The organism is Mobilisporobacter senegalensis, assembly GCF_003752155.1.
GTDB classification, from domain to species: domain Bacteria; phylum Bacillota; class Clostridia; order Lachnospirales; family Lachnospiraceae; genus Mobilisporobacter; species Mobilisporobacter senegalensis.
In genome coordinates this window covers 128,262-143,800 of record NZ_RJVG01000002.1, presented here as the reverse complement: position 1 = coordinate 143,800, position 15,539 = coordinate 128,262, and the positions used below count along the sequence as shown (strand labels likewise).

12 protein-coding genes are annotated in these 15,539 nt (G+C 34.9%); 1 reads left to right on the top strand and 11 read right to left on the bottom strand.

The window, feature by feature from the left end; translation table 11 throughout:
* Window positions 1–70 precede the first annotated feature (70 nt).
* From EDD66_RS03450 to EDD66_RS03410, 9 genes are all read right to left on the bottom strand, one after another.
* A complete protein-coding gene (locus tag EDD66_RS03450) occupies window positions 71–913 on the bottom strand; it encodes a helix-turn-helix domain-containing protein (protein ID WP_123608169.1) in 843 nt (280 codons plus the stop codon).
* A 146-nt stretch (window positions 914–1,059) separates the two neighbouring features.
* Entirely contained in the window at window positions 1,060–1,317 is a 258-nt protein-coding gene (locus tag EDD66_RS03445) for a GlsB/YeaQ/YmgE family stress response membrane protein (protein WP_123608168.1), read from the bottom strand.
* Window positions 1,318–1,643: 326 nt separating this feature from the next.
* Window positions 1,644–1,790 carry an LDCC motif putative metal-binding protein gene (locus EDD66_RS18635; RefSeq protein ID WP_243115287.1) on the bottom strand — a complete coding sequence of 49 codons (147 nt, stop codon included), beginning with the start codon at window positions 1,788–1,790 and terminating at the stop codon, window positions 1,644–1,646.
* A gap of 82 nt (window positions 1,791–1,872) precedes the next feature.
* Window positions 1,873–2,088: a heavy-metal-associated domain-containing protein gene (locus tag EDD66_RS03435; protein ID WP_123608167.1), complete on the bottom strand. Its 216-nt coding sequence runs from the start codon at window positions 2,086–2,088 to the stop codon at window positions 1,873–1,875.
* A 97-nt stretch (window positions 2,089–2,185) separates the two neighbouring features.
* Complete coding sequence (locus EDD66_RS03430; protein ID WP_123608166.1) at window positions 2,186–4,633, bottom strand: heavy metal translocating P-type ATPase; 2,448 nt, start codon at window positions 4,631–4,633, stop codon at window positions 2,186–2,188.
* 275 nt (window positions 4,634–4,908) lie between these two features.
* Window positions 4,909–5,532, bottom strand: coding sequence for an N-acetylmuramoyl-L-alanine amidase family protein (locus tag EDD66_RS03425; RefSeq protein ID WP_123608165.1), 624 nt, complete (start codon window positions 5,530–5,532; stop codon window positions 4,909–4,911).
* Window positions 5,533–5,651: 119 nt separating this feature from the next.
* Window positions 5,652–6,497 (bottom strand): methyl-accepting chemotaxis protein, encoded by an 846-nt coding sequence (locus tag EDD66_RS03420; RefSeq protein ID WP_170164238.1) that lies wholly within the window; start codon window positions 6,495–6,497, stop codon window positions 5,652–5,654.
* A 474-nt stretch (window positions 6,498–6,971) separates the two neighbouring features.
* Window positions 6,972–9,095: a methyl-accepting chemotaxis protein gene (locus EDD66_RS03415; protein ID WP_123608163.1), complete on the bottom strand. Its 2,124-nt coding sequence runs from the start codon at window positions 9,093–9,095 to the stop codon at window positions 6,972–6,974.
* A 56-nt stretch (window positions 9,096–9,151) separates the two neighbouring features.
* A complete protein-coding gene (locus tag EDD66_RS03410; protein ID WP_123608162.1) occupies window positions 9,152–10,576 on the bottom strand; it encodes a rhamnulokinase in 1,425 nt (474 codons plus the stop codon).
* A 258-nt stretch (window positions 10,577–10,834) separates the two neighbouring features.
* Here EDD66_RS03410 and EDD66_RS03405 point away from each other — a divergent pair, with 258 nt between their 5' ends.
* Window positions 10,835–11,590 (top strand): DeoR/GlpR family DNA-binding transcription regulator, encoded by a 756-nt coding sequence (locus tag EDD66_RS03405; protein ID WP_170164237.1) that lies wholly within the window; start codon window positions 10,835–10,837, stop codon window positions 11,588–11,590.
* A gap of 74 nt (window positions 11,591–11,664) precedes the next feature.
* Here EDD66_RS03405 and EDD66_RS03400 read toward each other — a convergent pair whose 3' ends face one another.
* Entirely contained in the window at window positions 11,665–13,737 is a 2,073-nt protein-coding gene (locus EDD66_RS03400; protein WP_170164236.1) for a methyl-accepting chemotaxis protein, read from the bottom strand.
* A gap of 143 nt (window positions 13,738–13,880) precedes the next feature.
* Window positions 13,881–15,536, bottom strand: a complete 1,656-nt coding sequence (locus EDD66_RS03395; RefSeq protein ID WP_123608159.1) for a response regulator transcription factor — start codon at window positions 15,534–15,536, stop codon at window positions 13,881–13,883.
* Window positions 15,537–15,539: the final 3 nt, after the last annotated feature.

The window sequence follows — 15,539 nt, the reverse complement described above, 5'->3', positions numbered from 1 at the left end:
ATTATGATTATCATTCTCAATTGACTTGTAAACTATACCACACCTAAGGTAATTAGGAAATGGCATTTTTTCAAATCCTCCATGGATTTTTTTCAAAATTGCTCCGATATAAATTAGGGGATATTCCCATGTTCTTTTTAAAAATACGGCTAAAATGAAGAGGATCTTCGTATCCGACCATATCAGATATTCTGGATATGGAATAATTTTCATTTTCTAAAAGCTCTTTTGCACGTTTTATCTTACATCGTATTAAATATTTTTTAGGAGAGATACCCATTCTTTTTAAAAACAGATAATGTAATTGCCTGGAATCCATACCTACTTTTTCAGCCAATTGGAATACGGTCAGGCTTTTATCTAAATTATCTTGTATGTAATCTATAAGAAACTCGATAGATTCTTCCTTTGAATCTAACATGGTTTCCCTCGCTGATTGAAGCAGTTCTTCCAATATAGCATATAAAAGAGCTTTGCATTTTAAGCTCTTCATTGGAACACTCTCCTTCTCAAGCCTTAGCAGTCTCTGTAATAACAGGTCCAGTTCCAGACTCCCTCCGGCACTGATATTTAAGATAAAATTCTTTGTTTCCAAATATTTTTTAATATTTTCGTCCCCCGCTATTTTATAATGAAGGAGGATAAATTCCCATTCAGAATTTCCCAATACCTCTTTATAAAGTTCCATTCCGGAACCTGCATGTAATATAACCCCTCTTTCTAATTCAACCGGCCATTTATCTATGATAAACCTGGCCTTTCCCTTTACGGGTATCACAATTCCACAAACACCCGGCGAAGTAGTACTGTTTAAAGATTTTCCTCCAGGTGGAATTGTAATTAAATATATATCACTAAATTCAATATTAGCTTTTGTAAAAGATTGTATTAATTCATTGAAATCCAAACTCATAAATAATCCTTTCTTCCATTAATGGCAGAATGCATGGTTAGCAATAGCTAACTTGTAATAAATGGTATCACGGAAGAACAAAATTGACAAGCCACAAATAAAAAAACATCAACCATTCTCTCTGGAATGATTGATGTTAATCATTTTTATACATTTCTTTTACTGAAAGCATTTATTATCAGCAATAGAATGACAGATCCAATAATTGAAACCACCAGGCTCCAAATATTAAAGCCAGTTATTCCAACTCCTCCGATAAGGTTCATGACAAAACCGCCGATAAATGATCCAACGATTCCTACAAGGATATTTTTCCCTGCACCCATTTTTGCATTGTTTCCAGTAATCATACTTGCCAGCCACCCTGCAAGAGCTCCAATAATAATCCAACTTATAATTCCCATTCTAACACCTACAATCTATATTTTAATATTTGTTGATGCTTTTATTATTTTCATTTTTTTAAAATATATACTGTTATTTATATAATGTTAGAAATTATCCCATTCTTTTGTCTGATCCAAATTGCTTCTGAATTTATTATATATATTATTCAATAATATTTTCCTTATCACAGCAATTTGATTTTTTCTGACTCTTAAACATCATGAATACCATGCCGCCCATCATTAAAGGACAGATGAAAGGTGCAATAAATCCAAGTACCGTTGCAACCGCCGGACTAAACCCCGCAACAAATGGGAGCATCATAATTATTAATATGTAGATTTTATGGATTTTTTTTATTATTCATGTTCTCTGAATTATTTCTGTTAATCTTACAGCAATCAAGTCCTCCCTTGCCGTAGACCTTCTGATTTTCTCTTGCCAGATCTTCTAAGAATTTTTCAATTACTTTCTTCATCTTTTGAAACATTCTTTCACCTCTTACCATTCTTTTGAAATATTATGACTCCTTGAAAAAGGAGACTGTATGACAGCTACAGTCCCCTTAATTGTTAAATAACCTGTATTTCTACGACTTCATAACCAACTTCATCAATTGCTGATTTAATATCTTCATCTTTGATATCCTCAGAAGATTCAAGCACTGCTGACTTAGTATCTAAATCAACATCAACCTTAGTTACTCCATTTAGTTCTTCCAAAGATTCTTTCACATGGTTTACACAGTGACTACAGCTCATTCCTTCAATTGATATTTTCTTAGTCATATATTTCCTCCTAAATGATTAATTATAAATTTATTTATAATTATATAGTATTTTTTATTTTTGTGATAGAGAATCAAAATCTCTTATAACTCACTCATTACTTTGCCGGTTTAAATCTCTTAAGTCTAAGAGCATTGGTTAATACGGACACTGAACTTAAGCTCATTGCAGCTGCCGCTATCATTGGATTTAATAATGGACCTCCAAAAACATGAAGTAATCCCATGGCAACTGGTATACCCAGGGTATTGTAACCAAATGCCCAGAAAAGATTCTCCTTAATATTAGTAATGGTACTCTTTGATAATTGAATCGCAGTTGGAACGTCCATTAAATCACTTCTCATAAGAACGATATCTGCAGATTCCATAGCAACATCTGTTCCTGATCCTATGGCTATACCAATATCTGCCTGAGCTAATGCTGGGGCATCATTAATACCATCTCCTACCATTGCGACCTTCTTACCTTCTCCTTGAAGCTTTTTCACTTCATTCGCTTTATCCTGTGGCAGAACTTCTGCTAAAATTCTATCAATACCCACTTGCTTTGCAATTGCCTCTGCGGTTCTCTTGTTATCACCTGTTATCATAGCAACCTGAATGCCCATATGATGCAATCTTTCAATTGCTTTCTTACTGTTTTCTTTTACTGTATCTGCAACCGCCACAATTCCTGCAATTTTATTATCAATTGCAATATACATAGGTGTCTTGCCTTCACTTGCCAATCTGTCTGAAGTTGTTTCAAGGTCTTCCAATGAAATATTACGTTCATTCATCAGCTTTCTATTTCCTGCTAAAATCTCTTTGTTTTCAATTTCTACCTCAATTCCATGTCCTGGAATTGCTTTAAAAGAATCGAGCTTTTTAAACTCTAAGCCTTTTTCTTCTGCTCCTTTTACGATCGCCTCACCAAGAGGATGCTCTGAACCTTTTTCTGCTGATGCTGCAAGTTGCAACAAATCTGTTTCTGTAATTCCATTTGCTACTACAATATCAGTAACCTTAGGTTTCCCTTCCGTTATAGTTCCAGTCTTATCAAATACAATAGTCTGAACTTTATGTGCAGATTCAAGGGCTACACCACTCTTAATCAGCACACCATGTTCTGCTCCTTTACCGGTACCAACCATAATTGCAGTAGGTGTTGCCAGACCGAGAGCACAAGGGCAGGCAATAACTAATACTGAGATAAATATAGTAAGTGCAAATACTGTGGATTCACCGCCGATAAAGAACCACCCCAAAGCTGAAATGACAGCTAAAATAATAACGATTGGAACGAAGTATCCGGATATAATATCTGCAAGTTTTGCAATTGGAGCTTTAGATCCTTGTGCATCTTCTACTAATTTAATAATTTGAGCTAATGCAGTATCTTTCCCAACTTTTGTTGCCTTATATTTAATGCTTCCATTTTTATTAATACTTGCACCAATAATTAGGTCTCCCATATTTTTTTCTACAGGAATACTTTCACCTGTTAACATGGATTCATCCACTGAAGTTGTTCCTTCTACTACTTCACCATCAACGGGCATTTTCTCTCCTGGTTTTACAACAAGAATGTCTCCAACTTCCACATCATCGATAGAGATCTCCATTTCTTTACCATCTTTAACTACAATTGCAGTTTTAGGAGCAAGACCCATTAATTTCTTAATAGCTTCTGACGTTTTCCCTTTTGTTACTGCTTCCAGATATTTACCGAGCATAATAAGCGTTATAATAGTACCTGCTGCTTCAAAATATAAATCATCTACATAGTGGAATTTACCGTTAAATATCTCAATAATCGCATAAATCCCATAAAGAAATGCTGCAGATGTACCGATTGCAATTAACGAATCCATATTGGGACTTCTTCTAAATAAAGAAGAGAATCCAACTGTATAAAATTTATATCCGGCTATCATAGATGGAACTACCAAAAGAACCTGCAGCAAGGCAAAGTTCGCAGGATACATCTCTGGATGTAAAATATCCGGAAGTGGAAATCCCAGCATATGTCCCATTGCCATATATAGTAATGGTATTGTAAATATTGCAGATATTACAAATCTTCTCCATAATACCTTAATCTCTTTTTCTTTTCTTTCTCTGTCTGTATCTACTGTAGTATCTTCCTCGATTGCTTTATATCCGGCTTTCTCGATAGCATGCTTAATATCAGAGATTTTCACTAATGCAGGATCATAACTGATATTTAATTTTTCTGTAGCTAAATTCACACTGGATTCTACTACGCCATTTATCTTTCTGGTGGCCCTTTCCACTGCTTTCGCGCAAGACGCACAAGTCATTCCTTCTATCTTCATTGTACGATTTGCCGCATCTGTCAGTGCTTTATACCCCGCCTTTTCAATTGCCGCCTGTATATCTACAGTAGAAATAATTGCTTCATCAAAATCTATTTTTAATTTCTCTGTAGCCAGATTTACATTGGATTCTGAAACACCTGACAGCTTTTTCGTAACTCTCTCTACTGTTTTCGCACAAGCTGCACAAGTCATTCCCTCTATCTTAAAAGATTTCTGAGTCATCTTAATCCTCCTTGTCATATTTTACCTTGTTCATCCCCACCCCTGTGGGGTATATACTTATAATAAACGTAATTTTTAAATTCGTCAATAGTTTCATTGAATTAATTTATAAATAATTATATCGATATGATATAATGAAAATAATGAGCCAAGCGCAAAGCATTTGGCGAATGTAACAAGATCATGAACTTGTTCATGATATATTATTATTCAATATAAGCAAGATATACGTTGCTATAGATACAAAGTAGGATTAAAGTTTAACTCAATATAATTTATAATGGCTTCACATATTTTACATTAAAATATTTACATATAGCAACGCAGGTTGCTTCCGCGTCTTTCTTCTGGAAGGCGGGATCCAACATTGTTTTTGCTTCTTCTAAATTATCCATAAAACCACTCTCCGTCAAAATCGCTGGCATTTTAGTATTTCTTAATACTGCAATATTAAACCCAGAGCTTTCAATATCTGTTTTAACTCCCCGATCCCTTCGCTTATGCGCCTTTACCAGTTCTTTTTGAACAAGCTTTGCTAATCGTTTTGTTTTATCACTGGCATACTGAGAGATAATCGTTTCAATTCCATTTTCATCTCCCCATTTATTATCCTGAGAATTATAATGTTTGGAAACAAAAATATCTGCATTCACATTGTTTGCCTTAGTATAACGTTCCTTTAATGAGATATCTACCGTTCCGGGCGATACATTAATCGTATCAAACCCACAACGTTTTAGGGCTTCTATCAGGAATTCAGCTGTTGGTTTGTTAAATTCTTTTTCATGGATAATACTCCCCTTTTTTTTGCCAAACCATACTTTTGGAATTGCCGGTGTCCTTTTCCCTGCCGTCTGCATTCCATGCCCACTATCAACTGCTATAAGATATTTACTCATACTAATCACCTCCATTCCTCTCTACTATAAATTATTTAGTAATTGAAAAATGTTTCTGCATAAAACTAATTTTTTAACTAAAAAAGATCTGAATCCATCAAGAATTCAGATCTTTATAATTAAATATTTACTTCTTCATTAAAATCTTCTTCTAACTCTAATGATACTGCATCTTCTGTTTTTTCATCTATCTCTTTAATATGATTTGCCACATCTTCCATACTCTTAGCAGTATTTATAAAACTTTCGCTGATTCCTCTGAATTCATCTAATGTATTTTCGAAAGCCATACTTAATAAAGAAGCTTGTTCATTCACATATTCTGTTTGTTCTGTTACGGTTGATACATTCTCACGAATATTGTCAAATAGATTACTTACAGAATCTGTATTATTCTTGCAGTCTTCAACAATCCTTTTCTGCGCCAGAACTTCTTCTGTCACTCCATTGATCTTGCCTAATATTTCCCCTAATATTTCATTGATCTGGTTAGTAAAATTCTTAGAATTTTCAGCAAGTTTTCTTATTTCTTCAGCCACAACTGCAAAGCCTCGTCCATTTGCCCCGGCTCTGGCTGCTTCAATGGAAGCATTTAATGATAATAGATTCGTCTTACTTGTAATTTTATTTAAAGTTGTTAAGATATCAAATATTTTCGTACTTTGATCACTGAGATCATGCATGGAATCCACTGTATGAAGCATCTTATCATTTACATCTGTCATCTCTTCAGATAATTTCTCTACTATCTGGAATCCATCGGATACAACTTGATCTGTGGACTTGGAAGATTCCTTCATATTACTACTCGCTGACGCGACTTCTTTCATCTGCTGCACACTATCTTCCAGGATATAAGTTAATCCTTCCATTGTACCTGCATCTTCAGCAGCTTTTTTGGCAACAGAATCTGTCGTATTCATAATCTGAATTAGACTCTCTTTAAAATTCTTATCTTGACTCATTCTATTATCTCCCATAATTTCATCCTTCCTTTTGTACTATGCAATATTAAAGCATATTACTATCTCCCAGTTCAATATTATATCTTTCCAAAAAAAACCACCCTTTATCAAAATAGTCAAAGAACTATCTTATTAAAGTTGGTTTTAAGTACATAGTAACTATACCTTAGTATATTTTTAGACAATTATAATAGGCATAATAAACAACTTTTCTATGAAATTATACTAACACAATTTATTTTCTTCGTCAATGCATTTATCAAATACTGTAAAATATAAGATTTATTTTGGATATCCAGTCATTTTAAGTATTATCTGACAGAATAAAGTTCCGGATTGCCAGGTCAATGCACTGCCTGAAAGTACACATGATCGATATTATATGCCATAAACGTACATTTCTTGTTCGCCTCCGGCATATAACATCAACAACATTTCTTTCAAACAGTACCTTGTAAATTCAAATCATAAACCTTAATGAATCTTAAATATGTTAGCCGTTTCCTGAAGATTATTGGCATCTTCACTAAGCCTTACAGCTGCCAGGTTCAGCATTTCCACTGCCTTTAACTGGCTTTCTGCAGAAATTCCAAGTTGTGTAGAAGCTGCGGCAGTTTCTTCCGATGTGGCTGAAATACTTTCTACCGCACCTAAAGTATCATTTTTCGCTTGTTCTATCTTTTCGATACCCTTAGATATTTCAGATAAATTACCTGTTAATTTTTCGACCTGTTTATTAATCACCTGGAATACAGTAATTGTATCTGCCAAAGTATTCTCCTGTTTTCCAACGATTTCCCCTGCCTGCTTTGCTGCTTCTACGGTCTTGCCGGTCTTATTCCCAATTTGTTCTATAATCGTTCCGATCTGTGATGCAGCCTGGGCAGACTGTACTGCTAATTTTCTGATCTCATCAGCAACAACGGCAAATCCACGTCCAGCTTCTCCTGCTCTGGCTGCTTCAATGGAAGCATTTAGTGACAATAAATTCGTTTGTTCTGCAATATCATTAATAGAGCCAATAATTCCTGCAATTGCTTTTGATTCTATATTTAATTCCTGAATGTTTTTAATTACTAATTGGGTAATATTAGAGGTATCTTTTGCATTTGCACTTAAAGTATCTATGATAATGATTCCATCATTCACACTTTTTCTTGTATTATTGGCACTTTCTCCGATTTCATTGGTATTCTCATAAACACTGTTAATCTGCTGTGCAAGCCCTGACATTTGAATTAAACAGTTTTCTGCATCATTGGCCTGCTGATGTACCCCTTCTTCAATATCTGCAACTGCCATTGCAATATTTTCAGAAGTTTTTAACAATGTACCCGATGCTTCCGATACTTCATTTGCAGAATTCGTGGTAGTATTGCTTACACTGATCATTTTATTGATCAGGATTTTCATACTGGAGAACATATTATTAATACTCTTTCCCAAGATATTAAATTCATCTTTTCTCTTAATCTTAATGTCTACCGTAAGATCTCCATCAGCAACTAACTTAAGTTTTTCGTTTGCCATCTTAATTGTCCTGCTGATTCCTGAGGCCATGAAAGTACCGATTCCCAGAGCAATAATAACCCCTAATGCTACCAGTATCAGCGTAATTATTTTTACAGATTCCGCTTGTTTTAATACTTCTGTTTCAGGAATTAAAGAGCAGATCATAGTATTGCCAGTTTCCATCTTCTTAAAAATAAACAGATAACTCTTATTATTAAATTTTACATACTCAAGACCACTTGTGTCAGCGCTTTTCTGTGCTTCAATATAAAAACTCTGGCTTGCAAAAGAATACTCCTGTGGATAATTACCTTTTAATACTTCTTTTCCATCCTGAGTAATTACACCACTGATACTTCCTTGACCGAAATCTGTTTTATCCAATAATTTTAATATTGCATCATTACTGATATCTATAACTATATAGCCAAGTTCTTTTCCTGTCACAGAGAACCTGCGAACTAATGACATGAAGTAATCTTTCGATGTTTTAGTAACACTTGCATCAATACTCTTATGTTCACCTAACCAGATTTCTCCCTGGTTTAATTCCATAAAAGTTTTTCCTTCCGTGGAATCAATAAATTCCTTATATATGGCCGATTTAAAATTAGAATTCGCTGACATCGACTTTCCATAGGAACCGATCACATAAATATCATTTATAAATTCCTCTGATACTGCAGCGGTTACAACCATATTTTTACCTGTTTTATACTGATTCTCTTCTGCCATGGAATTATTCTTAAAATCACCGGAATAATAATCCTGCAATGTTTCACTGTTATTTAATTGTACTGCATTGCTTGTTACTCCTTTGAATCCCAATTCATAATATTCACTCATCATATCAAGTGTCATTAAACTTGAATTTTCAAAATTACTGATCATACCATCGGATGCTTTTGTGTAAGAAACAATACCTAAAGCTATAATAAGAATGACTGGTATTAAAAATGAACCAATCAATTCTATCCGAATACTGGCAAATTTAAAAGTTTCTTTAAAATTCTTTTTAGAACCATTCTTCTTGATTTTAGGAAAGACTTTACTTTTGTCCTTTGTTTTTTTTAATCTCATCTTCATATTATACCCCTCTTCACATTCTTATTGTCTCTGAATTTTTAGTCTATGAAACCCCTCTATTTCACTTTTGGAACATATGTCTTAAGTTCTGTGGAAGCCATAATGACTTCTTTTGCCCTTGCTATATGACCAATTTCTCCTAAGGCAATTAATTGTGTTGCAATATTTCCAAGTACAGTTGCTTCTACTGGTCCGGCAATAACGGTCCTGTTACAAATATCAGCTGTCAGCTGACAAAGCAGCTCACTTTGTGTTCCGCCGCCTACGATATAAATCGTGTCATAAGTTTTATGTGTGCACTCTTCAATTTCTTCAATAGACTGTTTATATTTTAATGCCAGACTTTCATTAATACATCGGACAATCTCACCAATTGATTCCGGTACTTTTTGCCCCGTCCTTCTGCAATATTCTTTTATTCTCTCAGGTATGTTTCCCGGTGGTACGAATTCAGGTGCATCCGGATCAATGATACTTCCTGATGACTGGGTTTTATTCGCCATGTCCTCCAGTTCTTTAAAGCTATATTCTTTCCCTTCACGAATCCATTGCCTGCGGCTTTCCTGTATCAACCATAAACCAATAATATTTTTTAAAAATGTAGCCTTATTCCCATAACCACCTTCATTAGTTATATTATATTTCGCAGATTTTTTATTAATCAATGGCTCATTCAATTCTGTTCCCACGAGAGACCACGTACCACAACTAATGAATAAGAAATCTTCATCTTTCGCTGGTACTGCAACAAGTGCACTTTGGGTATCATGGGCTGCCACAGATATAATGTCAGCCTTTCCTACTCCAATTTCCTCGCAGATTTCATCCCGGATCTGACCTATGATAGTTCCACTTGGGACTATTTTGGTAAATATCTTCTTGGGAAGTCCCAAAGAAGATATTACTTTCTCAGACCATTCTCTTTTTTGGGCATCTAAAAGTTGTGTAGTAGATGCTATGGAGTATTCCGTACTTTTAACACCACTTAAAAAATAATTAAATAAATCCGGAGTTAAAAGCATCGTTTCAGCTCTGTCCAATATATCCGGTCTATGTATATGTAAAGACAATAATTGAAATGCTGTATTTATTTCCATAAACTGATTGCCGGTAATTTTATAAAATTCATCCTGGGGTATTAATTTTAAACTTTCCTCTAACATACCTTGTGTTCTGCTATCCCGGTAATGAATTGGATTCTCAAGGAGATTGCCTTGTTTATCAAGAAGTCCAAAATCAACTCCCCAGGTATCGATGCCAACACTATCAAAACCACCTGAATGATTTGCCTTAATCAATCCTTGTTTAATTTCATGAAATAATCTTAAAATATCCCAGTACATTGTGTTTCCCACAATAACCGGATCATTTGAAAAACGATGTACTTCCTCTAAAGTTATTTTTTCTCCATTAAATATTCCAATCATTGCTCTACCACTGGAACCACCGAAGTCAAATGCTAAAATACGCTTTTCTTTCATTGATACAACACCTTCCTTAAACTTAATTAATTACTAATATATAAAGTCCTATTATTCTTACATAAGATTTTTATCATTGGTTTTGATTGAATATGAGCATTTTAAATATGCTCAATTCTGCAGTATTGATAAATATATTTTATTATAATACTCATTTTTTGTCTATATTTGTCCATAATGTTGAAGAATCACTTATTGTATGATATAATTTCAATCAAATCCAATCAAAAACAATCATTTTATTATAAGGAGTTTGTTATGTTATCATATGAGCGTCAAAATCAGATACTGGATCTGCTAAAGGAGCATCAGTATGTTACTGTTCCATTTTTATGTAAGAGATTATATGCCAGTTCGGCAACTATCCGTCGCGACTTATCTAATATGAGCAGCAAAGGACTTTTGACCAGAATCCGGGGTGGAGCGACCTTAATGGATGGAGCCAATCATGATGCTCCTCTTTTTGTCAGGACCAATACCAACTGTGATAAGAAAAAGATTATCGCTGATCTGGCATTGGAATACATTGGTGATTCCAAGACATTTTTTATGGATTCCAGCTCCACTATTACATATCTTGCAACCAGATTAGATTCCTATCATAATATTACTGTTATCACTAACGGGATTGAGACGAGTAATGTTCTCAATGATCATACTTCAGCTAAAATTTTTCTTATTGGAGGATTAATCAAAAACAATTCTTCTACCATAGGACAAATTGCAATTGAAGCAATACAGAATTTTCACAGTGATAAACTCTTTTTTTCCTGTTGCGGTATTTCTGCCAAAGCAGGTGTTACAGAAGCAATTGAAGATAATGTCGCTATCAAAAGACAAATGTGTAGGAATGCAAAAGAGAAAATTCTATTAGTAGACAGCACTAAATTCTCTCAGGAATTTCTATGCAAAAGCTGTAGTCTGTCGGACATAGATGTTATCATTACTGACGAAAAACCAGATGATTATTTTATGGATAATTTACCGGACCATGTAAAAATTATTTATCCATAATTACATTGTGTGCTCAAATAAGACGCAAAAAACGCACCCATTGTTATATCAATGAGTGCGTCCATCTAATATACCTATACTTTAAAATGTTTCAGCGTCTCTTCCAGGTTCTTGGAGTAATCATTAAGTCTTACTGCCATTTTCGTAAGCTCTTCCAATGTATTTAATTGTTCCTGGGTTGAAGCCGACACTTCTTCTGAGGATGCTGCTGCCACCTCAGAAACTGCTGCAATATTATTGATGCTGTTAAGAACGCTGTCCTTATCCTGATCGATCTTATGAATCGCACCATTAATTCTGTTAATATTCTGTAACAGTTCAGTCACTGCCGTATCGATCTTACCAAAGTATTCCGCCGAATCCTTTGCTGATTCCGCCTGTTCCTTAATCACATCCTTGGCTTTCATCACAAACTCGGTTGAATCCTTTGTCTGTAACATAAGCTGCCTTACCAGTGTCTCTATTTTAGTTGTCTGCCCACCAGATTGTTCCGCAAGTTTTCTGATTTCTTCCGCTACGACCGTAAATCCTTTTCCGTATTCACCTGCTCTTGCTGCTTCGATAGATGCATTTAATGACAATAATTTTGTCTGCTCTGAAATCTCATTTAGAATCTTTGTAAATTCGCTGATAATTGTTATACTTTGTGCAAGTCCCGATATCTGTTCTACAACCTCTGCCGTAATTGATATAACTTCTAATGCTTTCCCATCAAGGGTTTTGGCTGTTTGAATTCCCTGAGCGGTATAATTCTTAACATTCCTGGCCTCGGATACCATAACATTCGTACTGATTACTGCATTTTTGATTTCCTCAGCCAATCCCTGAAAGGTACGTACACTCATATCAACTTCTTCACTCTGCTGTCCGGCACCGTTTGCAACATCATTAATTGCATCGGATATCTCTTTTGCAGTACAGGAGGATGAATCTGATATCCTGGAGAGTGATTCTGCTGTTTCACTTACCTCCCTGGACACCTCTTTACTTTGTATAAGCAGTGTTCTGATACTCTTTACCATTGAATTAAAGGAATCAGCAACTTTTCCAATCTCATCGGTTCGCTTCGTTCGCGCTGTGACAGTCAAATCACCTTTTGCAGAGACAAACATTATCTTCTCTACGTCTTTTAAGTCTTTTGCCATATTAAGTGAAAAGTATAAGCCACCGCAGACAGCTATTACAGAGAAAATAAGACCTACTAAAAAAATCGAATTTCTTATTTTATCAGAGCCCTGAAATACTTCAGCTTTCGGTATAACAATCATATAAATGAGACCTGATATATCACATTTGTTATAAGTCACAATCGAACTCACACCATTTACATTCATCGTAAAGGTATCTGCAGCAGTTTCAGCCGCTCTTGCTGCAACTTCAGCAAATACAGGTTCATTTTCCATTTGTACAGTCTCTTCATAGGAAAGTGATGAAATCAGGCTGCCGTTGGTGGCTATGAGATATGACATATCGTTTTCACCAATTTTTATCTTCGATAACATAGACTGAAATGCACCGTAATTTAATTCTATCATAATGACTGCAACCGGTTCTGAATCGGAATAATAAAAACTCCTGACTGATTTTCCTACCGTCAGATATGGACTATCCACAGACATGTCTGCTTCGGCTTTATTAAGCCAAACCATATCATTACTGTTGATCAGCTTTTGATATACTTTCGTTTCACGGACATCATCCGTCTTTTCCGGTAATTTCCTAGCCGGTCCCACTATATCACCTGTTACATACATTAAAGACATACTGGTGATATATTTGTTTGAAATTGTAATGCTTTGAATATCTTTATCAAGAACCTGGAGATACTTCATTCTGCTTAAATTCCATTCCGCCATTTCCTTGCCGCTTAGACCTTTCCTGGGCTCCAGATTCTTAACAACTTCCTGGAATGCAGTACCTGTGGAAACCTGTAAAAACATTTGATTGATCCGTTCCATCTCCTGGTCAATCATACTGGCAGTTTGTGAGGCTATTGCTGCTTTTGAATTTTCAGACTGGTTCTCAAGAGCAGTTTTTGATATGTTTGTAGTGATAATTCCAATAATTAATATTGGTACAATCACAACAGTTAATATGATCGCAACCATTTTTTGTAACAGGCTCATATTCTTAGTGAGTTTTCTCATTAGTATAACCTCCATGAATTATAATACTGCTGCTATTTATATCAGTATAAAGCATTCTGCTAAACAAAAATATTCTACATTCATACTAATAATTCAAAAAATATACTAATTTCTTAATATCTTTCATGGCCTGTATCCATATATTACGGTTTCACTTCCCGTCTTCCCTGATTCCGGTATTCTTTTGGTGTCAAAGCAACATATTTTTTAAATTGGACAGAGAAATATTTATAATCGCTATAACCAATCAATTCCGCTACTTTATAAACTTTATAGTTAGTATTAACCAGTAATTTTTTTGCTTCCTGCATACGAAGTTTCTGAATATAGTCTATATAAGTGACCCCTGTAATCTTTTTGAACAGAAAGCTGAAATAAGTTTCAGACAGATACACATTTTCACTGATCATTTTTAAAGTGATTTTTTCGCTTAAGTGTGCAGCAATATATGCTTTTGCTTTATCAATCACCTTATGCTGCTCTTTGATCTCAAGAGGATCCACCGTTTGATCGATTTCTTTCGCCAGTGCCACCATAACATTGACGATATAAGCTTCAAGTTCTTTGACATTTAAAGCTTCTTTCACAAAATCATTATACTCATCACCAATGATCTTCTCCAAAACTTCATAACTGTTTGTTATCTTGGACTGAACCATTAGTTTAAGAGCAACACAATAATTTTTAACAATTTCCGGAAGCAGGTTCTGTTCTATGAGCATCTGGAACATGGAGGTCAGATATTTTTTCGTATCTGCATAACTTCCGTTACTGATCGAGGCAACAACAAGCTCCATTTCTTCCGGATAAAACCGGATAAAATTTTGTTCGTACTTTGACTCATTATTATCCTGATAGATCTGTACCCTTTGATTCCCAAGATAAAAATTATTCTGAATCGACCTTTTTGCCTGATTGTATGATTTTGCAATATGGTGAATGGAAGGATAACTTAGACCAATCCCTATGGTATAAGGCACTGTTACATACTTAAACAGACAATTATGAATATTTTCACTGATACTTTCCAGGCATGGAATCATCTGTGCATTTTGTTCCTCCATTGATGAAAAACAAAAGATAAAATCAATGGTATCATAATCTTTTACCATATAATAAGCATTATCAATGTTACTTAATTCTTCTTTTAGAATATTTCTATAGGAGAAAGTAAGCAGCCTTTTGTCTGTTGCCCAGGACGATTCCAATTCTTTAAAAATACTCTTTCTGTCAAATTTTATTGTAGCTGCAGTAAAATAATGTCCTGAAAAATCCAATTCCAAAGATGTGATTTTCTCATCAAAATCATTGAAAAGGCTGGTATCACCTTCTAACATGGACTGGAGAAATTCATTACGCATGGTTTCATAACCGGCACTGATATATAAATTGCTATAAAATACTTCTTCTCTCATCTCCCGTTTTTGATCCATACTTTCTTTCAATTCAGCGAAAGTGTCCAGCAGTTTTTTCTTATTGGTAGGTTTCAACAAATAATCGAAAGCTCTGAAACCAATTGCCTGACGTGCATATTCAAATTCAGCAAATCCGCTTAAGATAATAATTTCAATGTCAGGATATAACTGCCTTGTTTTTTTGGACAGTTCCGTCCCCCCCATAATAGGCATTTTTATATCTGTCAGTAAAACATCCACCGGATTTTTCTCCAGTTGTTCCAAGGCGTCTTTTCCATTTGCGCTTTCTGCTACGACTGTGAATCCTAAAGACTGCCAGGGAATGCTGTTTACTATACCTTTACGTATCATATCTTCATCTTCTACGACCATCAATCTATACATATA